This is a genomic window from Tabrizicola sp. T74, from assembly GCF_057219935.1.
In genome coordinates, this window is the sequence record NZ_JBXVVT010000004.1 from 175887 (window position 1) to 199047 (window position 23161).

Below are 23161 nucleotides of genomic sequence, written 5' to 3' on the forward strand. Positions count from 1 at the left end.
GCGATGCTAGACATCGGAACGCGTCGGCGTTAGAAGGCGCCGTTAGCGCTAACAGCGCCCTGCCAGGAGACGGTCATGGTATCGCGTGTCATTCCGGTCGATGTCTTCGATCTGGTGATCTTCGGGGGGACCGGCGACCTGGCCCGCCGCAAGATCCTGCCGGGTCTGTATCGGCGGTTCATGGCCGGGCAGATGGTGGCAGAGAGCCGGATCATCGGCGCGGCGCGGGCGGACCTGACGGACGCGAGCTTCCGCGTGCAAGTCCGCGAGGCGCTTGAGGAATTCGTCCCCAAGGCCAGGCAGGACAAGGCGGTGATCGAGGCATTTCTGGCACGCATCCACTACGTCTCGATCGATGCGACGGGGACCGGGGGCTGGGCGGCGCTGAAGGGGCTGATGCGCGAGAATGTGGTCAGGGCGTTCTATTTCTCGGTCGCGCCCAGCCTCTTTGGCGACATCGCGCAGCGGCTGTCGGAGAATGGGATTGCGGATGCCTGGAGCCGGATCGTGGTGGAAAAGCCCTTCGGGCGGGACCTGGCGAGTGCGAAGGCGCTGAACGCAGTGCTGGCCAAGCATTTCAACGAGACGCAGATCTATCGGATCGACCATTATCTGGGGAAGGAAACCGTCCAGAACCTGATGGCGGTGCGGTTTGCCAATATCCTGTTCGAGCCGTTGTGGAAGGCCGAGTACATCGACCACGTCCAGATCACGGTGGCCGAGACGGTGGGGGTCGACGGGCGCGGGGCCTACTACGACAAGTCGGGCGCGATGCGGGACATGGTGCAGAACCACCTGATGCAGCTGCTGTGCCTGATCGCGATGGAGCCTCCGTATCACTTCGACCCCGACGCGGTGCGGGACGAGAAGCTGAAGGTGATCCGCGCGCTTAAGCCGGTTCCGCCCGAGGATATCGTGCGGGGGCAATACGGGGCGGGCAAGGGCGAGAAGGCCTATGTCGTGCATGCCGAGAACCCGGCCTCGAAGACGGAAAGCTACATCGCGCTGAAGGTGGCGATTTCCAATTGGCGCTGGCAGGGGGTGCCGTTCTACCTGCGGACGGGCAAGCGGCTGCGGGCGCGGGAAAGCGAAATCGCCATCACCTTCAAGCAGCCGCCGCATGCGATCTTTGACGATGCGGCGGGCTGGCATGAGAACGTGCTGGTCATTCGCCTCCAGCCGAACGAAGGCATGAACCTGATGGTCATGATCAAGGAGCCGGGGCCCGGCGGCATGCGCCTGATGCAGGTGCCCTTGGACATGTCCTTTGCCGACGCGATCACCGACGGCGAGGACGTGCCCGACGCCTATGAACGCCTGATCATGGACGTGATCCGGGGCAACCAGACGCTCTTCATGCGCGGGGACGAGGTCGAGGCCGCCTGGGCCTGGACCGATCCGATCATCGAGGGCTGGGAGGCCAGGGGCGACAGGCCCCAGACCTATGACCCGGGATCATCCGGCCCCGAGGACGCGCTGATGCTGATGCACCGTGACGGGCGGCGCTGGCGGGAGATTCGTGAGTGAAGCTGGAGACCTACCCGGACCGGGAATTCCTGATGCTAGGGCTGGCGAACGTGATCGCCGGGCAGTTGGCGGATTTCCTGCGGCGGGAAGGGAAGGCGACATTGTCGGTGCCGGGCGGGACCACGCCGGGGCCGATCTTCGACACCTTGTCTGGGGTGGACCTCGACTGGGCGAACGTTGCGGTCGTGCTGAACGACGAACGCTGGGTGCCGGAATCGAGCGAACGCTCAAATACGCGGCTGGTGCGGGAGCGGCTTATGCGGGGCCGGGCGGCGCAGGCGCGGCTGGTGCCGCTGTATGCGCCTGCCGACCAGCCGGAAGAGATGCTTCAGGCGCTGGCGGATGGGCTGAGGCCGCATTTGCCAATCTCCGTCCTGCTTTTGGGCATGGGCGCGGACATGCATACGGCGAGCCTCTTTCCTGGCGCGGACCGCCTGGCAGAAGCGCTTTCGCCCCATGCCCCGATCCTTCTGCCGATGCGGGCCGAGGCGGCGGGGGAGCCGCGGATCACGCTGACCGCGCCGGTGCTGCGGGGGGCTTTCAACATCCACATCCTGATCACCGGGCCGGAAAAGCGCGCGGCCTTGGAGCGCGCGATGACCCTGACCCCGCAGGAGGCGCCGGTGCGCGCCGTCCTCGACAACGCAACCGTGCATTGGGCGGAATGACATGACGAAATGGGCAGACCTGCAGCGGCTTCACGATGTGAACAAGGGCCGCCATATCCTTGATCTGTTTGATGAAAGCCGGGCGGGCGATTTCTCGGTCACTGCGGACGGGATGCTGTTCGACTATTCCAAGACCAACGTCGATGTAGCTACACGGGCGGCGCTGGTGAAACTGGCCGAGGCCTCTGGCGTGGCTGAAAAGCGCGCGGCGATGTTCGGGGGCGAGAAGATCAACGACACCGAGGGGCGCGCGGTCCTGCATGTGGCGCTGCGGGCGGGTGACTCCGAGGTCATCAGGGTCGATAGCAAGGACGTCCTGCCCGAGGTGCGCCGCATCCGCGCGGCCTGTGCGGCCTTCGCGCGGGATGTGCGATCGGGCGCGTTCAAGGGCCAGGGCGGCAAGATCACCGATGTGGTGAACATCGGGATTGGCGGGTCGGACCTTGGACCGGCGATGGCCTATCTGGCGCTCGCGCCTTTTGCCGATGGGCCGCGCTGTCATTTCGTGTCGAACGTGGACGGCGCGCACATTCATGATGTGCTGCAAGACCTTGATCCGACGACGACTTTGGTGATCGTCGCCTCGAAGACCTTCACCACTATCGAGACGATGACCAACGCCGACACCGCCAAGCGCTGGATGGGGGCGAAGGTCGCCAATCCCGCGGCGCAGTTCGCCGCCGTTTCGACTGCGGGTGACAAGACCGCCGCCTATGGCATTGATCCGGAGCGGGTTTTCGGGTTCGAGGATTGGGTCGGCGGGCGTTATTCGATGTGGGGGCCGATCGGGCTGTCGCTGATGATCGCCATCGGGCCGGAGGCGTTCGAGCAGTTCCTGGCGGGTGGCCGGACGATGGACCAGCATTTCCTGACCGCGCCCTTTGCGCAGAACATGCCGGTGATGCTCGCGCTGGTTGGTGTCTGGCACAACCAGCTTTGCGGCCACACGACACGGGCGGTTCTGCCCTATGATCAAAGGCTTAGCCGCCTCCCGGCCTATCTGCAGCAGCTAGAAATGGAGAGTAACGGCAAGCGCGTCGGGATCGACGGCTCGGACCTCGAAACCCACTCCGGTCCCGTGGTCTGGGGCGAACCGGGGACGAACGGTCAGCACGCCTTTTACCAGTTGATCCATCAGGGGACGCGGGTGGTGCCGTGCGAGTTTCTGGTGGCGCGGCGCGGCCATGAGCCGGATCTAGCGCATCAACACCTTTTGTTGGTGTCGAACTGCCTTGCGCAGGCCGAGGCGCTGCTGAGGGGGCGGTCGCTGGATGAGGCTCGGTCGATCATGGCGAAGAAGGGTCTGACCGGGGCCGAGCTGGAACGTCAGGCGCGGCATCGGGTGTTCCCGGGAAACCGTCCGTCGACGGTCCTTGCCTACGACCAGCTGACGCCCTTCACGCTGGGCCAGATCATTGCCCTTTATGAGCACCGGGTGTTCGTCGAAGGTGTGATCCTGGGCATCAACTCTTACGACCAGTGGGGTGTGGAGCTGGGCAAGGAGCTGGCTTTGGCGCTGCAGCCGGTGCTGGAAGGGAAGGCGGGTACGGCGGGCAAGGATGGCTCAACCGCCGCGCTGGTCGACTTCCTGCGCAGCTGATTTTCTCTTCCGGAAATATCCCACGGGGGTGCGGGGGTGTGAAACCCCCGTTTCCGCATGTTACTTCAGCGCGACGGTGACGATAACCTCGACCTTGTAGTCCGGGGTGGCCAGTTTCGCCTCACCCGTGGCGCGGGCCGGGGTGTGGCCCTGCGGGACCCAAGTGTCCCAGACCGAGTTCATCTCGGCGAAGGTTCCGATGTCGGCCAGCCAGATTTGCGCCGAGAGGATCCGGGTCTTGTCGGTGCCGGCCTTGGCGAGGATCGCGTCAATGGCGGCAAGCGCCTGGCGGGTCTGGTCGGCGACCGAGCCGCCGGGCTCGCCCAGTTGCCCCGCGACCCAGAGGATGCCGTTGTAGGCCACGGCCTCGGACATGCGGGGGCCGGTGCCGTAGCGGGTGATGTCGGTGTTCATGGGGCTCTCCTGTTGCCGTTCGGGCGGCTGGTTAGCCGGTTCCGGGGCCGAACGGAAGCTACTTCACGCGGACGCAGTTGAACTGGTCGCCGGTCTGACCCGAGACCCAGGTCAGGCCGGTCGCCGTGACTGCGCCCAGGGCCAGCACATAACCGTTGCCGAAGCGCAGCGTGTAGTTGCTGCCGTTCTTTGCGACGTTCTGGATCGGATAGGTGTTAGTCCCGTCGTTGTAGGTGGTGTTGGTGAAGGTAAAGGTCTCGACCCCGCAATCCCAGGATCCGACGAAGGCGTAGGGCTCGGACGGGCCCGAGGGTTCGGAGACGCAGGCGGGGAGGGCAAGGAGAAGCGGCAGGGCGAGAAGGCGAGGGGACATGGGTAGCTCCGGCAAAGGTGACGCAAGGGTCAACCGCGGCGCGGGTGTTGTCAATCGCTGTAAGGGGATGGAGCGGGTGAAGGGAATCGAACCCTCGTCGTAAGCTTGGGAAGCTTCTGCTCTACCATTGAGCTACACCCGCATGCGGCTGATTTAGCCAGTCTGCCGGGCGATGGCAAGGGGCGAGGGCGGCGATCAGGGCCGCATCAGGGCGGCGAGGCTGCGGGTCTGCGCTTCGCTGATCCGGTGCAGGTCAGCCATCGGCATGGCGTCGTCCTTGACGAATTCGATGAAGAGCTGGTTCAGCGAGTGGAAGACGATCTGCCCGAGGGTTGCCGGGTCGAGGTCGGGCCGGGTCAGCCCGCGTGCCTTCAGGGCGGCCAGAAGGTCGCAGACCTGGCCCGCCAGCATCGCATCGAGGTCGGTGTAATGGCGCGAGAACGGCGTGCCCGGCGCCTCGATGGAAATCGCCATGGCCCTGCGCCACATCTCTTTCGACAGGTAGTGCAGCGAGTGGTCGTAATAAAGCCGGATCAACCTGACCAGCGCCTCGGCCACGTCCTTCGGGGGGGCCGCGACCAGGGGGCGTCCGGCCTCAACGACTTCTTCCACCTCCATCGAGACGATGGCGAGGAGGAGGTCGCCCTTGGTGGAAAAGTAGTTGTAGCAGGTCCCGGCCGAAACCTCCGCCGCTGCCGCGATGTCCTCGATCCGCACGGTGTCGTAGCCTTGGGCGCGGAACAGGGTCGAGGCCGCCTCAAGGATGCGGCGCGTGCGGTCGGCCTTCTGTCGTTCGCGCAAGCCGGTCATGCGGTTCCCAAACTGCCTGATTTTTGATGTTGACTTCAAAAATGAACGAACTCAATTCTTTTCGCAAGCGCCCGTCGCAGAGGCCCCCAACATGGAGATGACGATGACCCGCACGCTGTCTGCCCTTGCCCTGATCCTGACCGCCACCCCCGGCCTTGCGCAGGAATTGAACGCGCTCGTGTGGTGCGACCACACCGACCCGGCGCTGATCGAGCCGTTCGAGGAAAAGTTCGGCGTGAAGGTGAACCTGAAGGAATATGAGGGGACGGCGGCGGGTCTGGCGATCCTGGAGCAGTCGCAGCCGGGCGATTGGGACGTGCTGGTGATCGACGCGGTCGACGTGAAGCGCGCGGTCGAGGGCGGGCATCTGGCCGAGTTGCCGGCCGACAAGCTGCAGACGGCGGATTTCTTCCCGGAACTGGTGATGGCCGAGAACAACACGGTCGACGGCAAGACCTACGCGGTGACCGAGAAGTTCGGCTACAACACGATCAGCTACGACAAGTCCAAGGTCGATCCGGCTGACATGGCGGACATGGCGGCCCTGACCAGTGGCAAGTATGACGGGCGGATCGGGATCTATGACTATTACCTGCCGGTCCTGGGGCTGGTCGCGCTGGGGCAGGGGGTCGATACGGCGGATATCACGGCGGACAATCTGGCCTCGCTGAAAGACCCGCTGATGGCGCTGCGCAAGGCGTCGAAGCAGGTGTCGGACGTCGTCTCGGCCCAGACCGCGCTCGCGACGGGGGAGGTTGACATCGTCGTGGGCGGCGGGGAATGGCTGACGGCGGTGCTGGCGGTAGATAACCCGAACCTTGACTGGACGATCCCCAAGCAGGGCGGGCTGCGTTGGGCGCAATCGATCGGCGTCGTTGCAGGGTCGACGCAACCCGATCTGGCGCTGGAGTTCGTGAACTACATCACCTCGCCCGAAGGGCAGGCGCGGCTGGCGACCTCGGCCTGCTATTGGGGAATGCCGGCCAATGCCAAGGCGGGCGAGGTGCTGACGCCGGAACAGAAGGCGGTGCTGCGCTGGGACGAGCAGCCCGAATTCCTGAAGCGCGCGCAGCTCTATCCGATTCCGGATGCGGAGCTGGACACGGCGATGCAGGACCTGTGGACCGAGATGCTGGCGCAATAGGGTGAGCCTCGCCGCCCGCGACCGCCGCCAGGCCTTGGGCCTGCTGGCCCCGGCGCTGGTCTGGACGGCGGCCTTCTTCGTCCTGCCGTTCCTGGTCATGATCGCGCTGTCCTTCGCGCATATGGAGGGGCGCGAGGTCGTCCGCGGCTTCGATCCCGGCAACTACGTGCGGGTGTTCACCGACCCGACGATGCTGGGTGCCTTGTGGAACAGCCTGGAGATCACGGTCGTGGTCACGGTGATCTCGGTGGTGCTGGCCTATCCCCTGGCCGCGATCATCGCCTTCCGGGTGCCCGCGCGCTGGCAGCGGCTGGCGCTTCTTTTGGCAGTGCTGCCGTTCTGGACGTCCTACGTCGTACGGTCCTATTCCTGGCTTCTAGTGCTTGGGCAGAACGGGGTGGTTAACAAGGCGCTCATGGGCCTTGGGGTCATTGCCGAGCCCTTGGAAATCGCCTCGACCCGCGCGGCGACGGTGATCGGCTTCGTGCATTTCTTCGTCATGCTGCTGACGCTGACCATCTACGCGAACCTGATCCAGCTGTCGCCGAACTACGCTCGTGCCGCACAGGACCTTGGCGCAAGCCGTTGGCAGACCTTTGCCCATGTCATCCTGCCCCTGACCCTGCCGGGGGTGGTGACGGGGGCTTTCCTGACCTTTGTCCTCTGCATCGGCGACTATATCACGCCGCAGATCCTGGGGGGCAACACAGAACTGACGCTGCCGCAGCTGATCATGCTGCAGCTGGGGCGGAGCGGGAACTTCCCCTTGGCCTCGGCGCTGAGCGTTGTGCTGATGGCCGTGGTGACGCTGGCCTATTTCGCCTGCGGTCGCTGGCTGCGGCTGGACCGGGTATGAGGGGACGCTCGTCGATGACTTCGTCACTCCTCGCTTGTGTCCCGCCGACGAGAAGCCGAAGGCGCACGAGGAGGGCAGGCTGATGCGCGCCCTCTCCTGGCTCTACCTGGGCCTGGCCTATGCCTTCATCTTCCTGCCCGTGGCCGTGCTTGTCGCCTTCAGCTTCCAGGACGGTCGCCTGCCGGTGCCACCGTTCAAGGGCGTGACGCTGGACTGGTATGCGAAAGTGCTGGGGAATGACGACTTGACGGCGGCGCTGCTGAATTCGCTCCTTGTCGCCATCGTCTCGTCGCTGATCGCCCTTGTTCTTGGCTTCCTGGCCGCCCATGCCCTGGCCCGGGTTCGCCTTCCCGGATCGGCGCTGATGCGCGGCGTACTGATCGCGCCGATGACCGTCAGCTACCTGATCATCGCGCTTGGCCTTCTGAACCTGTTCAACCTGACTGGCATCAGACTATCGCTCTGGACCGCCGGCATCGGCCATGTCGTCATCAACCTGCCCCTGTGCTTTGCCATCACCTACGCGGCCATGGGCGACCACCAGAAGAACGCCGAACGCGCCGCCCGCGACCTTGGCGCGCCGGAGTGGAAGGTGCTGACGCTGATCTCTGCCCCCATGCTTGCCGCGCCGCTTGCCGCCGCCTTCTTCCTGTCGGTCACCTTCAGCTGGGACGAGTTCATCATCGCCTTTCTCCTCACCCGGTTCGACGTCACATTGCCGGTCGAAATCTGGTCGATGCTGAAATCGGGCCTGTCGCCCGCCACCAATGCCGTGGGGTCGCTGGTGTTCCTCGTCTCGGTCACGCTGGTGATCCTTCTCGAACTCACCGTCTTCCGGAAACGCCCATGACCGCCGCCGTATCCATTCAATCGGTTTCGCAACGCTACGGCCAGGCGACCGCGCTTGACCGCGTGAGCCTTGAGATCGAGGCGGGGGAGTTCGTGGTGCTGCTGGGCCCCTCGGGCTGCGGGAAGACGACGCTGTTGAACCTGATCGGCGGGTTTGCCGAGCCGACCGAGGGCGCCATCCTGATCGGCGGGCGCGATATGGCAGGCGTCGCCCCGAAGGACCGGCCGACGACGACGGTGTTCCAGGACTATGCGCTGTTTCCCCACATGAGCTTGCGCGACAACGTGGCCTTCGGGTTGCGGATGCGGGGGATGGACCGGGGCAAGCGCGCGGCGAAGGCCGAGGCGATGCTGGCGCTGGTCGGGCTGGACGGCCGGGGCGACCGGCGGCCACATGAGCTGTCGGGCGGGCAGCGGCAGCGGGTGGCGCTGGCGCGGGCTCTGGCGGTGGAGCCGGAGGTGCTGCTTCTGGACGAACCCCTTGGTGCCTTGGACCTGAAGTTGCGGCGGCAGATGCAGGATGAGCTGAAGGCGATCCAGCGGCGGGTAGGGACGACCTTCGTCCATGTCACGCACGACCAGGAAGAGGCAATGGCCATCGCCGACAGGATCGTGGTGATGAACGCCGGACGGATCGAGCATGTGGGGGCTCCGCGCGAGGTCTACCTTCAGCCGAAAACCCTTTTCACCGCTGGTTTCATGGGGGAGATCAACCGCATTCCGGTGGCGGAGGGCCGTGCTGCGTTCGTCCCGGTCGATGCGCCTGACGGCACGCTGTGCATCCGGCCCGAGGCGATCACCCCAACCGGGTTACTGCGCATCGGCCCGTGCCGGGTCGAGGACGCGGCCTTTTTCGGCACCCATATCCGGGCCCATGTCGCGCCGCTGTCAGCGCCAGACTTGCGGCTGGTGGTGCATCTGCCGCAATCTCAGGCGGCAGAGCCCGGCGCCGTGCTGGACCTTGGGGCCGAAACCTGGGTGGTGTTACAGGAATGAGAGCGAAGCCCGAAGACTGGTGGCGGGTCCGCAGCATGGGCGATGGCGTCACTCATATCGACGAACCCCATATCCGTGAATTCTACCGCTGCAACGTCTGGCATGTCCGGGGCAGGGACACGGACATGCTGGTCGACAGCGGGATGGGCGTCGTCTCTCTACGCGACCAGGTGCCCTTGGTCACCGAACGCCAGCTGCTGGCGGTGGCGAGCCATACGCATTTCGACCACGTGGGCCTGCACCATGAATTCTCCTGTCGCCTGTGCCATGCCGCCGAGGCGCATCTGCTGCGCGCGCCGACGCGGGAAAACACCTTTGCCGACAAGTATGTCACCGACGACATCTTCACGACGCTGCCGCCCGAGCCCTACCGGTCCGAGACCTACACCGTGCATGCGGCCCCGGTGCAGCGCCTCCTATGGGATGGCGACATTATCGATCTTGGCGACCGGCGGTTCGAGGTGATCCACACCCCCGGCCATTCCCCCGGTGGGATCGCGCTGTGGGAGGCCGCGACGGGCATCCTCTTCTCCGGCGACATCGTCTATGATGGCGAACTGATCGAGGGGACGTCGGACCTGGAGCGGTGGCAGTACATCGCATCCATGGAACGGCTTCTGCGCCTGCCGGTCCGGGTGGTGCATGGCGGGCATTTCCCCAGCTATTCGGGCGAAAGGCACCGGCAGATCATCCTGGACTGGCTGCGGCAGAAGGGCCGGTGAGGCGCTAGCGGAGGTCCATCTGGACGTAGTGCTGCCGCAGCGAGGCGGGTGAAATCCCGTAGCCCGCGCGGAAATTGGCATAGAACTGGGTGATCGAGCCGAAGCCGCATTGTTCGGCGACCTCTGACACGGCGATCGAGCTTTCGACCAGCAGCGCCCGCGCCCGCATCAGCCGCATCCGGTTGATGAACTGCTTCAGGGGCACCTGCATCGTCTTGGAAAACAGCGCGAGCGCGTAGTTTTCGTGCAGGCCGGTCACTGCGGTCACCTGGGCGTTCAACAGGGGTTTGTCGAGATTCTCCAGCACGTGGCGCACCATGGCGATCACATGCCGGACATGGGCCGAGCTTAGGGAACGGTCGCTACCGATTTCGTGCTGGGGAGCGCGCAGGTAGTCGACCCCGGTGATCGCCGCACGGCGGAAAAGCGCGTTCAGCTCCATCTTAACGATCTCGGCCCGTTCGAAATCGCCGGAACGGTAATCGAGATACCAGCGTTGGATCTGGTCGCCATCGCAGAGCGACGCGGGCAGCACGGCCATCCCGCGCCCGATCAGTGCGGCCTGCAGCGACATGATGTGGCGCATCTGGAGGAAGCTGTCCAAGGGCAGGTAGATGTTCGCCAGCCGCCCAGGCGCATTGCCCAGTGGCGTGATCCCGGTCAGCTGGTGCGGAACCCCGGCCCAGAACAGCACCAGCCGCCCCTCGGGCACCGTCAGGCTGGTGCCGTCGAAATCGTAGTCCATCCGGAAGTTCATCGCGAAGTTCAGCTCGACATGGCCGTGCCAGTGCGGCAGCGGCATCAGCTCGGGCTCGAAGATCCGGATGCCAAATCGGCCGAAGGCGCGATTGCGCGAGTAGAAATGCCGGTCATGGTTCGGCACCGGCATCGGATTGCGCCGCGTCTGGGATCGCTTCTGCGCCTCTGCCATCGGGATTCCTCTGCCGACCTTAGAAAACCGTAAAACTTTCTGACAAACCGATATTGCTGAATTCCCAGCGCTTCCGCAACCTCAGGCTGCGGCGGTCGGTGGAGGAGGGACTCACCGGCTGATCGCGCAACAGGATGATCAACCGACCACCAAAGTGTTGGCCAAGGGAGGAAACATGACGATCCAGGTCCGGCGCGCTGCAATCGCGGCGCTGCTCATGGGTGTGTCCACCGGGGCGGTGATGGCCGAGATGGCCGCGCCGACTGCCCCACCGGAAGCCCCGAAGTTCGAGGCGCAGACCGAGCCGGTCTACGTCAACCGTGCGGACATCTTCGAATACAAGGCGCTTCCGTCCTATTCGGAACCGGCTTGGGTCACCGCCTTCGTCGATGCAGGCAAGCTGCCCCCGGTGGCCGAGCGCCTGCCGAAAGAGCCCCTGGTCTACAAGACTGCGAACATGCCCGATGGTCCGGGCGTCTATGGCGATGTGATGCGCCATGTGATCGGTGGCCGACCCGAGGGTTGGAACTTCTGGGCTGGGCAAAGCTATGGCTGGGGCGGGATCGACATCGGTCTGGTCGAATGCCTGACGCGGACCGGCCCCTTGTTCACCGTGAACGCGGATGACCTGCAGCCGATGCCGAACCTGGCGAAAAGCTGGGAATGGTCGGAAGACGGCAAGGTGCTGACCGTCAAGCTGATCGAGGGCGCCAAGTGGTCGGACGGCGACCCGTTCGACACCGAGGACATCGAGTTCTACTGGAACGATGTCATCATGGACGAGAACGTCACCCCCTTGATGGGTGCAAGCCCCGCGACTTACAACGACGCGACCTATGCGACGGTCGATCCCTACACCTTCACGCTGACCTTCGCCGATCCGTTCCCGGAGCAGGTCCTTTACGCGATGGCCTATGGCAATTTCTGCCCCGGCCCGAGCCATGTGCTGAAGCCCAAGCACCCCAAGCATGGCGGCGAAAGCTATGAAGCCTTCCTGAACGCCTTCCCGTCGGACTACATGAACTTCCCGGTGATGGGCGCATGGGTTGTGGTGGAACACCGCCCCGACGACATCGTGGTGAAACGCCGCAACCCCTATTACTGGAAGGTCGACGAAACCGGCCAGCAGCTGCCCTATCTGGACGAGATGCACTTCCGTCTTTCCACCTGGGGTGACCGCGACGTGCAGGCGGTGGCGGGAACGGGCGACTTCTCGAACCTGGAACAGCCGGAAAACTATGTCGAAAGCCTGAAGAAGGCCGCCGATCCGGCAAGCCCGGCGCGTCTGGCCTTCGGGCCGCGGTCGATCGGCTATCAGCTGTTCTTCAACCAGTCGGCCAATGGCTGGGGCGAACCTGACGCCCGGGGCCAGGCGGTGCGCGAGCTGAACCGGAACCTCGATTTCCGCAAGGCCGTGACCTACGCGCTGGACCGGCAGCGGCTGGGCGACAGCCTGGTGAAGGGGCCGTTCACGGCGCCGTATGCCGGGGGGCTGCTGACCTCGACCAGCTTCTACGATGCCGGGTCCACCGTGTTCTACCCGTTTGACGTGGCCAGCGCGAAGGCGGCGCTGGAGGCGGCGGGGTTGACCGATACGGACGGCAACGGCGTGGTGAACCTGGCCGGTGGCGGGGACCTGACCGTCACGCTTCTGGTCAACTCCGACTACGCTACGGACGGCAACCTGGCCGAGGGCGTGGTGGCGATGATGGCCGATGTGGGCATCAAGGTCACGCTCAACAGCCTGACGGGCAAGGACTTCGACAACGCCCGTGACGCCGGTGCCTGGGACTGGCTGGTCCTGCGCAACAACCAGGAGTTCGTCTCGGCTGTCCAGGGCACGACCAACCTGGCCCCGGTCGGTCCGGTGACGGCGGTCTGGCATCGCGCCAATGGTGCGGGCGAGATGGATCTGCAGCCTTACGAGCAGCAGCTTGTGGATGCGATCAAGGCCTTCACCGGCACGCGTGACCCGGCCGCCAAGGTCGAGGCGATGAAGACCTGGCAGAGGGTGTTCACCGAAAACGTGACGGCTGCCGGCCTGACTGCCTATCCCGGTGCGTTGATCATCAACAAGCGCTTCGCCAACATCCCGGCGGGGGCTCCGATCTTCATGTACAACTGGGCCGAGGACAACATCATCCGGGAACGGGTGTTCGTGCCCACCGACAAGCAGATCGGCGCGGAACTGCATCCGCAGACCCTGCCTGGCGCTCCGGGTTCGCCCGGGCCGATCACGGCCAACTGACGGGTTTCCTCCCGACCTCCGGGGGCGGCAGACGACCGCCGCCCCCGGAGCCTTCCTTCCCCCCTCCTTGGCAGGTGACCTGCGATGCTGCGCTTTCTTGGCGTGCGCCTGATGCAATCGGTGCCGGTCCTGATCGTGATGAGCTTCATCACCTTCATGATCATCCAGGCCCCGCCGGGCGACTATGCCGACTTCATCCGCACCAACATGATCGTCCAGGGTGGGGCCACGCCCGAGGCCGCATCGGCTGCGGCCGAGGAATACCGCGAGCGGCACGGCCTGAACGACCCTCTCATCATGCAGTACGGCTACTGGATCTGGGGGATCATCACCGAGGGCGATTTCGGCCAGTCCTATGCCTACAACAAGCCCGTGGCCGAGATCCTGGCGCAGCGTCTGCCGCCGACGATTGCCATCGCGCTGGTCTGCCACCTGCTGGCGACCTTCATCGGCATCGGTTTCGGCATCCTGGCCGCCACGCGGCAATACACCTGGGTCGATACGGTGCTGTCCTTCGTCAGCTTCATGGGCATGACGATCCCGCGCTTCCTCTTGGCGCTCATCATCCTTTACATCCTGGTCTTCCAGCTGAACGTGCAGGAGATCGGGTCGTTCTATTCGAGCCGCTACGGGGGGCAGCCGTACTGGGAGGGATTCCTTGATTTCAACTGGGGCAAGCTCTGGAACCTGATCCAGCATGTCTGGCCGGTGATCGCCGTCGCGGCCTTCGGGGGCCTGGCCTACAACATGCGCGTCATGCGGGCGAACCTGCTGGACACGCTGAACGCCCAGTACATTGAAACCGCGCGGGCCAAGGGGCTGGGCGAGGGCGCGGTGATCATGCGCCACGCGGTGCCGAACGCGCTGCACCCCTTGGTCGCCTATCAGGGCGTCGTCCTGCCCTACATGCTGACTGGTGAGATCGAGGTCGCCATCGTCTTCGGCCTGGCCACCATCGGCCCGGCGATCGTTGGATCGATGGCGATCGGCGATGTCTACGTCACCGCGACGCTGATGCTGGTCCTGGGGGCCACGCTTATCATCGGCAACATCATCGCCGACCTTCTCTTGGCGGTCCTTGACCCGCGTATCCGGGTAGGGAGCGACAAATGACCCAGGTCCACGAAGGCGAAGCCGCGGATGGGCGGCTGTCCACCGTCTCCTCCACCTCGCAAAGCTATCGGGCACTCGTGTGGCGGCGGTTCCGCAAGTCGGTGCCCGGGATGCTGGGGCTGGTCCTGGTGTCGCTATTGTTCCTCACCTCGATCTTTGCCGAGTTCTTCGCGCCGCAGAACCCCAACGCCAACGGGGCATCCTTCGCGCCGCCGGACAAGATCAGCTTCTACACCAAGGAGGGCTTCACGCTTTGGCCGGTGGTCTACACCATCACCGAAAGCGAGGAGTTGGACCCGGTCACCTTCCAGCCGCTGATGGGGCCGGACCTGGACAACCCGCGGCCGCTGGCGTTCTTTGTCGACGGGTGGGAGTATGAATTCCTTGGCTTCATCCCGATGAACACGCATTTCATCGGCCTGCGGGACGGCACGCCCCTGCGGCTACTGGGCACCGACAAGCTGGGCCGGGATGTCTTCAGCCGCGGGATCATGGGCAGCCGGATCAGCCTGATCATCGCGCTGACCTCGATCACGCTGATCACCATCGCGGGCACGCTTCTGGGCATCACCTCGGGCTATATCGGCGGCCGGTTCGACATGTGGTTCCAGCGGTTCGTGGAAATCGTGCTCGCCTTCCCGCAGCTGCCCTTGTACCTGACGCTGACCACACTGATCCCGGTCACCGCGCCGTCGCCCGTGTTCATCGGCTTTGTCATCCTTGTCATCGCAGGCCTCGGCTGGGCGCAGCTGTCGCGCGAGGTCCGGTCAAAGACCATGGCGATGGCCAGGGTCGACTACGTCCGCGCGGCGCAAGCCGTGGGCGCCAGTGACGGGCGGATCATCACCCGGCACATCCTGCCCAATGTGATGAGCCATGTGATCGTGTCGATCACCCTGGGCATCCCGGCCATCGTGCTGCTGGAGTCCTTCCTTGGCTACCTCGGCTTTGCGGTGAAGCCGCCACTGATTTCCTGGGGGCTGATGCTGCAGGATGCATCCACCTTCTCGGTCATCGGGTCCTACCCCTGGATCCTGTCGCCGGTGGGCTTCATCCTTGTGGCTGTCTTTGCCTTCAACGCGCTGGGCGACGGCCTGCGCGATGCCATTGACCCGTATTGAGGCCGCTATGACTGCAGACATCGTCATCGAGGCCCGCAAGATCGGCGTCACCTTCCAGGTCGACGGCGGCACCATCGAGGCCGTCAAGGACGTCTCCTTCACCCTGCACAAGGGCCAGACCATCGCGCTGGTCGGAGAGTCGGGCAGCGGCAAGTCGGTCACTGCGCGGGCGGTGATGCGGCTTCTGTCGAAACGCGCGACGGTCAATCCGCAGACCGAAATCCTCTATGCCGGGCGCAACATGGCGCAGCTGTCCCCGCGCGAGATGCGGTCCCTGCGCGGCAACCGGCTGTCGATGATCTTCCAGGAGCCGATGTCGTCCCTGAACCCGGTCTACACCATCGGCAACCAGATCGCCGAGGTCCTGCGCATCCACAACCGGATGACCAAGGCCGAGGCCAAGGCCAAGGCGCTCGCGCTGTTGAAGGACGTGCAGATCCCCGAGCCCGAGGCGCGGCTGAACCAGTATCCGCATCAGCTGTCGGGCGGCCAGCGCCAGCGGGTGATGATCGCGATGGCGCTGGCGAACAACCCCGACGTCCTGATCGCGGACGAACCCACAACCGCGCTGGACGTGACGGTGCAGGCGGAGATTCTGAACCTCATCAAGGCGCTGAAGGACAAGACGGGTCTTGCAGTGATCCTGATCACCCATGACCTGACCGTCGTCCGCCAGTTCGCCGACCACGTCTATGTCATGCAGCACGGCGAAGTGCGCGAGGCAGGCCTGACCGAGGCGATCTTCAGCAGGCCGCAGCATCCCTATACCCGCCGCCTTCTGGGATCGGAACCGAAAGGCCGTGCCGACCCTGCCGAGGTGCGGGAAGAGGTCGTGCTGCAAGGCCGGAACATCCGGGTGACCTACAACCTGCGGAAGGGCGGGGTCTTCCGGGGCGAATGGACCAAGCTGCAGGCTGTCGACGGGCTGTCGCTGGCCTTGAAGCGGGGCGAGACGCTGGGTCTGGTCGGTGAAAGCGGGTCAGGCAAGACCACCTTCGGCCAGGCGCTGTTGCGGCTGAACACCCTGACCGAGGGCGAGGTGGAGTTCCTGGGCCAACGGATCGACGGGCTGGACCGCAAGGGCATGGTCCCGTTCCGCAAGCGGATGCAGATCGTCTTTCAGGACCCGTTTTCCAGCCTCAACCCGCGCATGTCGGTGCGACAGATCATCGAGGAAGGCCTGATCGTCAACGGCCTGGGTCGCACCCGGGCGGAGCGGGAAGAGCGGGTGAAACAGGCCTTGCGCGATGCGGGCCTGCCCGACACCATCCTGTCGCGCTTCCCGCACGAATTCTCAGGCGGTCAACGCCAGCGCCTTGCCATCGCCCGCGCCATCGCGCTGGAGCCGGAGTTCATCCTTCTGGACGAGCCGACCTCGGCGCTGGACCTGTCGGTCCAAGCCCAGATCATTGAGCTTCTGCGCAAGTTGCAGCGCGAGAAGGGCCTCAGCTATCTTTTCATCAGCCATGACTTGAAGGTCGTCCGCGCCCTGTGTCACTGGGTCATCGTGATGCAGCACGGCCGGATCGTGGAACAGGGCCCGGTGAGCCAAGTGCTGGAAAACCCCAAGACCGACTACACCCGTCGCCTGGTCAAGGCGGCATTCGAAATCGCAGCCTAAAGGAAGTCTCATGCCTGCCCCCGTCATCACCTTCATCGGCGCCGGATCGACCGTGTTCACCAAGAACATCGCCGGCGATATCCTGTCGCGGCCCGCGCTGGCCAATGCCGAAATCCGTCTGATGGACATCAATCCCGAACGGCTGGAGGAATCCGAGATCATCGTCGGCAAGCTGGCGCAGACCCTGGGCGGCAAGGCCACGGTCAAGACCTACACCAGCCAGAAGCGCGCGCTGACCGGGGCGGACTTCGTTGTCGTCTGCTTCCAGATCGGCGGCTACGACCCCTGCACGATCACCGACTTCGAGGTGCCGAAGGCCTTCGGCCTGCGCCAGACCATCGCCGACACGCTTGGGATCGGCGGCATCATGCGGGGTCTTCGCACCGTGCCGCACCTGTGGTCGATCTGCGAGGACATGCTGCAGGTCGCCCCCCAGGCGATCATGCTGCAATACGTGAACCCGATGGCGATCAACACCTGGGCCATCGCGGCGAAATACCCGACAATCCGGCAGGTCGGTCTTTGCCATTCCGTGCAAGGGACGGCCTGGGAACTGGCCCGCGACCTCGACATCCCCGTGGAAGAAATCCGCTACCGTGCGGGTGGGATCAACCACATGGCCTTCTACCTGACGTTTGAGCATCGGCAGGCGGACGGGTCCTACAAGAACCTCTACCCCGACCTGGTGAAGGGCTACCGCGAGGGGCGCTTCCCCAAGCCGTCGCACTGGAACCCGCGCTGCCCGAACAAGGTGCGGTACGAGATGCTGACGCGGCTGGGCTACTTCGTGACTGAAAGCTCCGAACACTTCGCCGAATACACGCCGTGGTTCATCAAGCGCGACCGGCCGGACCTGATCGAAAAGTTCGGGATCCCCTTGGACGAATACCCCAAGCGCTGCGTCGAACAGATCGCGCGCTGGAAGAAGGAAGCCGAGGCGCTGAAGTCCGCGAACACCGTCGAGGTGAAGGAAAGCCACGAATATGCCTCCGAGATCGTGAACTCGGTCGTCACCGGTGAGCCTTCGGTGATCTACGGCAACATCGGCAACCGCGGCTACATCCCGCAGCTGCCCGATGGCTGCGCGGTGGAGGTGCCGGTGCTGGTCGACCACATGGGCCTTCAGCCCACCATCGTCCACGACATTCCGCCGCAGCTGATTGCGCTGATGCGGACGAACATCAACGTGCAGGACCTGACGGTGCAGGCGCTGCTGACGGAAAACCCTGAACACATCTACCACGCCGCAATGCTCGACCCGCATACGGGGGCCGAGCTTGACCTCGACCAGATCTGGGCGATGACCCATGACCTTCTGGCCGCACACGGCGACTGGCTGCCGAAATGGGCGCGGGTGCCCGTGCGCAAGGCGGGCTAAGGCGATGTGGCCCCGGCGCATCTGTGTGGTTGGGGGCGGGACGGCCGGCTGGCTCGCCGCGATGATGCTGGGCGATTCAGCGCGTCGCGGCGGGCATCCGTGCGAGGTGACGGTCATCGAGAGCTCGAAGATCGGCACCATCGGGGTGGGAGAGGGGACGACTGCCGTCTTCCGCCAGATGCTCCAGCACTTCGGCCTCGACGAGGCTGAATTCCTGGCCGCCACCGGGGCCACGATCAAGTTCGGCATCCGCCACCGCGACTGGCGGCGGACGGGGCATTCCTACGACGGCCCCATCGACGACCCGCACCGGGTGGCCGGGTTCGACGTCAATGCGCTGGACGTCTATCAGGTGGGGCAGGGTGAGAGCGTCGGCCAGACCCATCTGTTCCAGCACCTGTTGAACGGCAACCGCAGCCCCTTCGCGATAGTAGGCGGGCGGCGGGTGGCGGTGGGCCCCTATCACCACGCTTTCCACTTCGACCAGGCCTTGGCGGGCAAGTGGCTGCGGTCGAAGGCGAAAGCCATCGCCACCATCGATGACCAGGTCCAATCCGTCGAACGCCATCCTGAGACCGGGAACATCACCGCGTTGGTGCTAGAGGGAGGTGCGCGGGTGGAGGCGGACCTCTACGTGGATTGCACCGGCTTCCGCCGTGCCCTCATCGGGCCGATGGGCGGGCAGTGGGTCAGCTACCGGGGGACGCTGCCGGTGAACCGGGCGATCCCCTTCTGGCTGGACATCCCGGACGGCGAGGAGATTGAGCCCTGCACGCTGGCCTGGGCGCAAGGGGCGGGCTGGATGTGGAAGATCCCGACTCAAGGCCGCTATGGCTGCGGCTATGTCTTCTCGGACGCTCACGTCACGCCCGATGAGGCCAAGGCCGAGATCGAAACCACCCTCGGCCACCCGATCGAGGTCCGCAACGACATCAAGATCGACGCCGGGCGGCTGGAACAGCAGTGGATCCACAACTGCATCGCCTTGGGCCTGTCCTCCAGCTTCCTCGAACCTTTGGAGGCCACTTCCATCCACGGAACCGTGGTGCAGCTGATGCTCCTCTCCTCAGTACTGCCCAACCCCGACGACCGCGCCCGCCAGGCCTTCAACGCCGCCGCCGCCCGCCAGGTGGACGACTTCCGCGACTTCATCCGGCTGCACTATGTCTCTGAACGTCGCGACACCCCGTTCTGGCAGGACGTGGCGGGGTCATTGCCGGATCGGCTCGCTGACCGTCTCGCCCTCTGGCAAACCAAGGTTCCGGGACCCGAGGATTTCCAGCCATTCCCGATGTCCCTGCCGCACACCGACCACCACCTGCACGTCCCGGTGCTGGATGGTTTAGGCCTTCTGAATCCCAAGGCCGCAAAGGACTGGCTGTCCGCGCGCCCCGAGCTGCGCGCAAAGGCCCGCCAGACCGCCAAGTCTCTGACCCGCGAATACCGCATCGCCGCAGGCAAGGCGCTGCCGCACCGTGCCTTTCTTCAAGGCCTGCACGAACCCGCCTGATCCGCTCGTCGTGCACTTCGTTTCTCCTCGCTGACCGACGAGAAGCCGAAGGCGAACGAGGAGGCGTTTCTCAAACCGCCTCATCCCGCAACGCCCGGAACTCCATCGGCGACAGCCCGCGATGCCGCCGGAACGCCTTGGCGAGGTAGTTGGCATCGGCAAATCCGGTGGCCCGTGCGATCTCGGCCACCTTCATTTCCGAGGCAGTCAGCAACCGCTCCACCCGGTCCATCCGCCGAGCGAAAACGTGGTCCGAGGGCGGCACCCCGACCTCGACCGCAAAGCGCCGGACGAAATGCGCGCGGCTGAGGCCTGCGACATGCGCCAGCGCGTCGACCCTCAGGTCGCCGCCCAGGTTTGCCTCGACGTGGGACAGCACCCGCGCCATTTCCGGTGCCAGGGTCGTCTGCGGCCTTGCCCCGGCAAAGGCCGCATCATGCAGGACGGCCAGCGCCTGATACCCCAGGACCGAGGCCTGCGCCGGGGTCAACGGGCGTGTCATGAGCGTATGGCAGGCGTCGGCAAGTCGCGCCGCCCCCTCGGTCGAGGGCTGCAACACCGGCCCCGCCACAGCCAGCACCTCGCGCGCCATCCGCAGGGCCTCACGACCCGAAAGGATGAACCAGAAGTACTCCCATTGCCCGCCCCGCTCCAGCCAGTAGCGGTGGGCGTGGGGCATCGTCACCAGCATGGTTTGACCCATATGCAGCCGATGCCGCGCGCCCGCGAAGTCGAGCCGCCCCTCGCCCAGTATGGTGTGCTGGATCACCAGGAACGGCTCGGACCCGCGTTTCATCCCGTCCCAGCTATAGTGCTCGGCCCGGCGCTGCTCATATCCCACGGCCTCGGCCAGCACGCCCAGCGATGGCACCGCACCCCGGGCGGAAAGTACCCGGATGTCGTGGCCGTGGGACAGAAGCGCGGACAGCATGAAATTACCCGGATTGGCACAAGATTTCTCTACACCCATCGGCCCTGCGGGCATAGCCTTTTCCCCAAAGGGAGGGCCCAGAAATGCCGTTCAAACTGACCATCATCGGCGCGGGTAGTGTCGGTTTCACCCGCAAGCTCTGCTCGGACATCCTGAAAGTTCCGGAATTCGAGGGGATCGAGATCGCGCTGACCGACATCAGCCAGACGAACCTGGACATGATTGCGCGGATCCTGCGCAAGATGATCGAAGTCAGCGGCCTGAAGACCAAGGTCACCGCCACCACCGACCGCCGCAAGGCTCTGGAAGGCGCGAAGTATGTGATGAACACGGTGCGGATCGGGGGCGTCGAGGCCTTTGCCACCGACATCTCCATCCCGCTGAAATACGGCGTCGACCAATGCGTCGGCGACACGATCTGCGCGGGCGGGATCCTTTACGGGCAACGGGGCATCGCTGCCATGCTCGACTTCTGCAAGGACATCCGCGAGGTCTGCCCGTCGGACCACCTCCTCCTCAACTACGCCAACCCGATGGCGATGATGACCTGGGCGGCGATCGACCATGGGGGGGTGAACACCGTGGGCCTTTGCCACGGCGTCCAGAACGGCCACCGCCAGATCGCCGCTGCGCTTGGCGTCCCGATGGATGAGGTCGACATCATCTGTTCCGGCATCAACCACCAGACCTGGTACCTCGACATCCGCCACAAGGGCCGGAAGATCGGGAAGGACGAGCTTCTGGAGGCGTTCGAGCGCCACCCGGTCTTTTCGCGGCAAGAGAAGGTGCGGATCGACGTGATGAAGCGGTTCGGCTTCTATTCCACCGAATCCAACGGCCACCTGTCCGAATACCTGCCGTGGTACCGGAAGCGGCGTGAGGACATCCCGAACTGGATCAGCACGGACGACTGGATTCACGGCGAAACCGGGGGTTACCTGCGCCACACACGCGAGACGCGGAACTGGTTCGAAACCGAATATCCGACCATGCTGAAGGACGCCGAAAAGCCCCTGTCGCAATGGAAACGCACCGACGAACACGCCAGTCACATCATCGAGGCCCTGGAGACCGGTCGCCCCTACCGCGGGCACTTCAACGTCAAGAACGGCGGCACGATCACCAACCTGCCCGCGGATTGCATCATCGAATCCCCCGGTTGGGTCGACCGCTTCGGGATCAACATGGTGGAAGGGGTGACGCTGCCCCTGGCCTGCGCCGCGACCTGCCAGGCCTCGGTCAACGTGCAGCGCATGTCGGTGCAGGCGGCGATCACGGGCGACGTGGACCTGTTGAAGCTTGCCGTGCTGCACGACCCCCTGGTCGGAGCTGTCTGCACTCCATCCGAGGTCTGGTCGATGGTCGACGAGATGCTGGAGGCGCAAGCGCAGTGGCTGCCGCAGTATCCCAAACCGGCGGGCAAGGCGCGGCGGGCTGCCGTCAGCGGGTAAGGGCCGGGTCCGGCAGAGGGGAAGAGGCATACCCGCCCAGCCCCTTGGAAATCTCGGCACAGCCGGCCTGCAGCGCGGCCAGAAAGTGCTGCAGCACCCCTTCGGTCATCCGGTTCGGCGGGACGATCACGGCCAGCGCGCCGAGGAAGCTCTGGTCGGCCCGCAGTACCGGGCGGGCGATGCCGACGATGTCCTCATCCTCGAAATGGTCGACGGTGGCATAGCCCGCTTTCCTGATGTGCTGCAGCGCTTGCCCAAGCGCGGCGCGATCCGGCGCGGAGAGGGGTTCGGCGTCCATGAGGGCGGCGGCTGTCTCGGGCGGGGCAAAGGCCAGGAAGGCCCGGCCCGCCGCTGTCGTGCAGACCGGCAGGAACTCGATCCCCTGCATGGTGATCCGGTTCACCTTGCGGCCCTCGGCGGTGGCGATGACGGTCATCGAGCTGCCGTTGAACCGGCTGAAGTGGCAGGTTTCGCCGGTTGCCTCCAGCAGCAGCACCACCGGGTCGCGCATCAGGAGGCAGGACAAAAGCAGCTTGCGCCGGTCGAAGGTGTCAAGCGACCCCGCCAGCCGGTCCCAGGGCTGGCGGCAGTTGGTCATGTGGCAGGCCCATTCCGCATCCATCCGCGTCTTGAACGGTGCATAGGCCAGTCGCGCCGCCCGGAACGTCTCGGCAATGGTCAGCGCGCCGGGCACGACCGGGCTTTGGTAGGTGCGCGCAAGACCCGCCCGCGCGCGGTCATGCACCGCCATCCGGGTGATGTCCTGGCCCTTCAGGTACACCTCTCCGCTGGACGCCGTATACCGCCCGCAGAGGATCTCAAAAAGCGAGGTCTTGCCGGCCCCGTTCGGCCCGACAAGGCCCAGCACCTCTCCCGGGGCGACCGATAGGGACACGTC

The 23161-nt window shown here is 65.0% G+C and carries 21 protein-coding genes and 1 tRNA gene; 15 read left to right on the forward strand and 7 right to left on the reverse strand.

Going from position 1 to position 23161, the window contains the following annotated elements; translation table 11 throughout:
• Window positions 1-75: 75 nt before the first annotated feature.
• Genes zwf through pgi form a run of 3 tightly spaced genes read left to right on the forward strand, consistent with a single transcriptional unit; the run spans window position 76 to window position 3795 of the window.
• Window positions 76-1527, forward strand: coding sequence for a glucose-6-phosphate dehydrogenase (gene zwf, locus AC2EAL_RS12915; protein WP_484724632.1), 1452 nt, complete (start codon window positions 76-78; stop codon window positions 1525-1527).
• Window positions 1524-2195: a 6-phosphogluconolactonase gene (pgl, locus tag AC2EAL_RS12920; RefSeq protein ID WP_484724633.1), complete on the forward strand. Its 672-nt coding sequence runs from the start codon at window positions 1524-1526 to the stop codon at window positions 2193-2195. Before zwf ends, pgl begins: the two co-directional genes overlap by 4 nt.
• 1 nt (window position 2196) lies before the next feature.
• Window positions 2197-3795, forward strand: a complete 1599-nt coding sequence (gene pgi, locus AC2EAL_RS12925; RefSeq protein WP_484724634.1) for a glucose-6-phosphate isomerase — start codon at window positions 2197-2199, stop codon at window positions 3793-3795.
• A 60-nt stretch (window positions 3796-3855) separates the two neighbouring features.
• On the opposite strand, the gene AC2EAL_RS12930 is transcribed toward pgi, so the two are convergent.
• The 4 genes from AC2EAL_RS12930 to AC2EAL_RS12945 form a co-directional block, all read right to left on the reverse strand.
• Entirely contained in the window at window positions 3856-4209 is a 354-nt protein-coding gene (locus tag AC2EAL_RS12930; protein WP_484724635.1) for a RidA family protein, read from the reverse strand.
• Between the two features lie 58 nt (window positions 4210-4267).
• Window positions 4268-4582 carry a hypothetical protein gene (locus AC2EAL_RS12935; RefSeq protein WP_484724636.1) on the reverse strand — a complete coding sequence of 105 codons (315 nt, stop codon included), beginning with the start codon at window positions 4580-4582 and terminating at the stop codon, window positions 4268-4270.
• Between the two features lie 68 nt (window positions 4583-4650).
• A tRNA-Gly gene (locus tag AC2EAL_RS12940) sits at window positions 4651-4724 on the reverse strand.
• A gap of 53 nt (window positions 4725-4777) precedes the next feature.
• On the reverse strand, window positions 4778-5392 hold the full coding sequence (locus AC2EAL_RS12945) for a TetR/AcrR family transcriptional regulator (protein WP_484724637.1): 615 nt from the start codon (window positions 5390-5392) through the stop codon (window positions 4778-4780).
• 103 nt (window positions 5393-5495) lie between these two features.
• Here AC2EAL_RS12945 and AC2EAL_RS12950 point away from each other — a divergent pair, with 103 nt between their 5' ends.
• From AC2EAL_RS12950 to AC2EAL_RS12970, 5 genes are all read left to right on the forward strand, one after another.
• The gene (locus AC2EAL_RS12950) at window positions 5496-6536 is read left to right on the forward strand and encodes a polyamine ABC transporter substrate-binding protein (protein ID WP_484724638.1); all 1041 of its coding nucleotides are present in this window, start codon (window positions 5496-5498) and stop codon (window positions 6534-6536) included.
• Between the two features lies 1 nt (window position 6537).
• Window positions 6538-7392, forward strand: a complete 855-nt coding sequence (locus tag AC2EAL_RS12955) for an ABC transporter permease (RefSeq protein WP_484724639.1) — start codon at window positions 6538-6540, stop codon at window positions 7390-7392.
• An 82-nt stretch (window positions 7393-7474) separates the two neighbouring features.
• Complete coding sequence (locus AC2EAL_RS12960) at window positions 7475-8242, forward strand: ABC transporter permease (RefSeq protein WP_484724640.1); 768 nt, start codon at window positions 7475-7477, stop codon at window positions 8240-8242.
• Complete coding sequence (locus tag AC2EAL_RS12965) at window positions 8239-9237, forward strand: ABC transporter ATP-binding protein (protein ID WP_484724641.1); 999 nt, start codon at window positions 8239-8241, stop codon at window positions 9235-9237. The genes AC2EAL_RS12960 and AC2EAL_RS12965 overlap by 4 nt, the downstream gene beginning before the upstream one ends.
• The gene (locus AC2EAL_RS12970; protein ID WP_484724642.1) at window positions 9234-9959 is read left to right on the forward strand and encodes an MBL fold metallo-hydrolase; all 726 of its coding nucleotides are present in this window, start codon (window positions 9234-9236) and stop codon (window positions 9957-9959) included. The genes AC2EAL_RS12965 and AC2EAL_RS12970 overlap by 4 nt, the downstream gene beginning before the upstream one ends.
• Window positions 9960-9963: 4 nt before the next feature.
• On the opposite strand, the gene AC2EAL_RS12975 is transcribed toward AC2EAL_RS12970, so the two are convergent.
• Window positions 9964-10890: a helix-turn-helix domain-containing protein gene (locus AC2EAL_RS12975; protein ID WP_484724643.1), complete on the reverse strand. Its 927-nt coding sequence runs from the start codon at window positions 10888-10890 to the stop codon at window positions 9964-9966.
• A 175-nt stretch (window positions 10891-11065) separates the two neighbouring features.
• Between AC2EAL_RS12975 and AC2EAL_RS12980 the strand changes: the two genes are divergently transcribed.
• The 6 genes from AC2EAL_RS12980 (at window position 11066) to AC2EAL_RS13005 (ending at window position 19881) form a co-directional block, all read left to right on the forward strand.
• Complete coding sequence (locus tag AC2EAL_RS12980) at window positions 11066-13138, forward strand: ABC transporter substrate-binding protein (RefSeq protein WP_484724644.1); 2073 nt, start codon at window positions 11066-11068, stop codon at window positions 13136-13138.
• Between the two features lie 84 nt (window positions 13139-13222).
• A complete protein-coding gene (locus tag AC2EAL_RS12985) occupies window positions 13223-14251 on the forward strand; it encodes an ABC transporter permease (RefSeq protein WP_484724645.1) in 1029 nt (342 codons plus the stop codon).
• A complete protein-coding gene (locus tag AC2EAL_RS12990; RefSeq protein WP_484724646.1) occupies window positions 14248-15372 on the forward strand; it encodes an ABC transporter permease in 1125 nt (374 codons plus the stop codon). Before AC2EAL_RS12985 ends, AC2EAL_RS12990 begins: the two co-directional genes overlap by 4 nt.
• Window positions 15373-15379: 7 nt before the next feature.
• The gene (locus tag AC2EAL_RS12995) at window positions 15380-16993 is read left to right on the forward strand and encodes an ABC transporter ATP-binding protein (RefSeq protein ID WP_484724647.1); all 1614 of its coding nucleotides are present in this window, start codon (window positions 15380-15382) and stop codon (window positions 16991-16993) included.
• Between the two features lie 10 nt (window positions 16994-17003).
• On the forward strand, window positions 17004-18371 hold the full coding sequence (gene melA / locus AC2EAL_RS13000; RefSeq protein ID WP_484724648.1) for an alpha-galactosidase: 1368 nt from the start codon (window positions 17004-17006) through the stop codon (window positions 18369-18371).
• A 4-nt stretch (window positions 18372-18375) separates the two neighbouring features.
• Entirely contained in the window at window positions 18376-19881 is a 1506-nt protein-coding gene (locus AC2EAL_RS13005; RefSeq protein ID WP_484724649.1) for a tryptophan halogenase family protein, read from the forward strand.
• A 70-nt stretch (window positions 19882-19951) separates the two neighbouring features.
• On the opposite strand, the gene AC2EAL_RS13010 is transcribed toward AC2EAL_RS13005, so the two are convergent.
• Window positions 19952-20812, reverse strand: coding sequence for a helix-turn-helix domain-containing protein (locus AC2EAL_RS13010; RefSeq protein ID WP_484724650.1), 861 nt, complete (start codon window positions 20810-20812; stop codon window positions 19952-19954).
• An 83-nt stretch (window positions 20813-20895) separates the two neighbouring features.
• Between AC2EAL_RS13010 and melA (AC2EAL_RS13015) the strand changes: the two genes are divergently transcribed.
• Entirely contained in the window at window positions 20896-22263 is a 1368-nt protein-coding gene (gene melA / locus AC2EAL_RS13015; protein ID WP_484724651.1) for an alpha-galactosidase, read from the forward strand.
• Here melA (AC2EAL_RS13015) and AC2EAL_RS13020 read toward each other — a convergent pair.
• Window positions 22253-23158: an IclR family transcriptional regulator domain-containing protein gene (locus tag AC2EAL_RS13020; protein WP_484724652.1), complete on the reverse strand. Its 906-nt coding sequence runs from the start codon at window positions 23156-23158 to the stop codon at window positions 22253-22255. The genes melA (AC2EAL_RS13015) and AC2EAL_RS13020 overlap by 11 nt on opposite strands.
• Window positions 23159-23161 lie beyond the last annotated feature (3 nt).

Bases quoted from the DNA above. Each gene is read 5' to 3' on its own strand.
- zwf (WP_484724632.1), top strand. From the start codon at position 76: ATGGTATCGCGTGTCATTCCGGTCGATGTCTTCGATCTGGTGATCTTC.
- pgi (WP_484724634.1), top strand. From the start codon at position 2,197: ATGACGAAATGGGCAGACCTGCAGCGGCTTCACGATGTGAACAAGGGC.
- AC2EAL_RS12930 (WP_484724635.1), bottom strand. From the start codon at position 4,209: ATGAACACCGACATCACCCGCTACGGCACCGGCCCCCGCATGTCCGAG.
- AC2EAL_RS12935 (WP_484724636.1), bottom strand. From the start codon at position 4,582: ATGTCCCCTCGCCTTCTCGCCCTGCCGCTTCTCCTTGCCCTCCCCGCC.
- AC2EAL_RS12945 (WP_484724637.1), bottom strand. From the start codon at position 5,392: ATGACCGGCTTGCGCGAACGACAGAAGGCCGACCGCACGCGCCGCATC.
- AC2EAL_RS12950 (WP_484724638.1), top strand. From the start codon at position 5,496: ATGACCCGCACGCTGTCTGCCCTTGCCCTGATCCTGACCGCCACCCCC.
- AC2EAL_RS12960 (WP_484724640.1), top strand. From the start codon at position 7,475: ATGCGCGCCCTCTCCTGGCTCTACCTGGGCCTGGCCTATGCCTTCATC.
- AC2EAL_RS12965 (WP_484724641.1), top strand. From the start codon at position 8,239: ATGACCGCCGCCGTATCCATTCAATCGGTTTCGCAACGCTACGGCCAG.
- AC2EAL_RS12970 (WP_484724642.1), top strand. From the start codon at position 9,234: ATGAGAGCGAAGCCCGAAGACTGGTGGCGGGTCCGCAGCATGGGCGAT.
- AC2EAL_RS12975 (WP_484724643.1), bottom strand. From the start codon at position 10,890: ATGGCAGAGGCGCAGAAGCGATCCCAGACGCGGCGCAATCCGATGCCG.
- AC2EAL_RS12980 (WP_484724644.1), top strand. From the start codon at position 11,066: ATGACGATCCAGGTCCGGCGCGCTGCAATCGCGGCGCTGCTCATGGGT.
- AC2EAL_RS12985 (WP_484724645.1), top strand. From the start codon at position 13,223: ATGCTGCGCTTTCTTGGCGTGCGCCTGATGCAATCGGTGCCGGTCCTG.
- AC2EAL_RS12990 (WP_484724646.1), top strand. From the start codon at position 14,248: ATGACCCAGGTCCACGAAGGCGAAGCCGCGGATGGGCGGCTGTCCACC.
- AC2EAL_RS12995 (WP_484724647.1), top strand. From the start codon at position 15,380: ATGACTGCAGACATCGTCATCGAGGCCCGCAAGATCGGCGTCACCTTC.
- melA (WP_484724648.1), top strand. From the start codon at position 17,004: ATGCCTGCCCCCGTCATCACCTTCATCGGCGCCGGATCGACCGTGTTC.
- AC2EAL_RS13005 (WP_484724649.1), top strand. From the start codon at position 18,376: ATGTGGCCCCGGCGCATCTGTGTGGTTGGGGGCGGGACGGCCGGCTGG.
- AC2EAL_RS13010 (WP_484724650.1), bottom strand. From the start codon at position 20,812: ATGCTGTCCGCGCTTCTGTCCCACGGCCACGACATCCGGGTACTTTCC.
- melA (WP_484724651.1), top strand. From the start codon at position 20,896: ATGCCGTTCAAACTGACCATCATCGGCGCGGGTAGTGTCGGTTTCACC.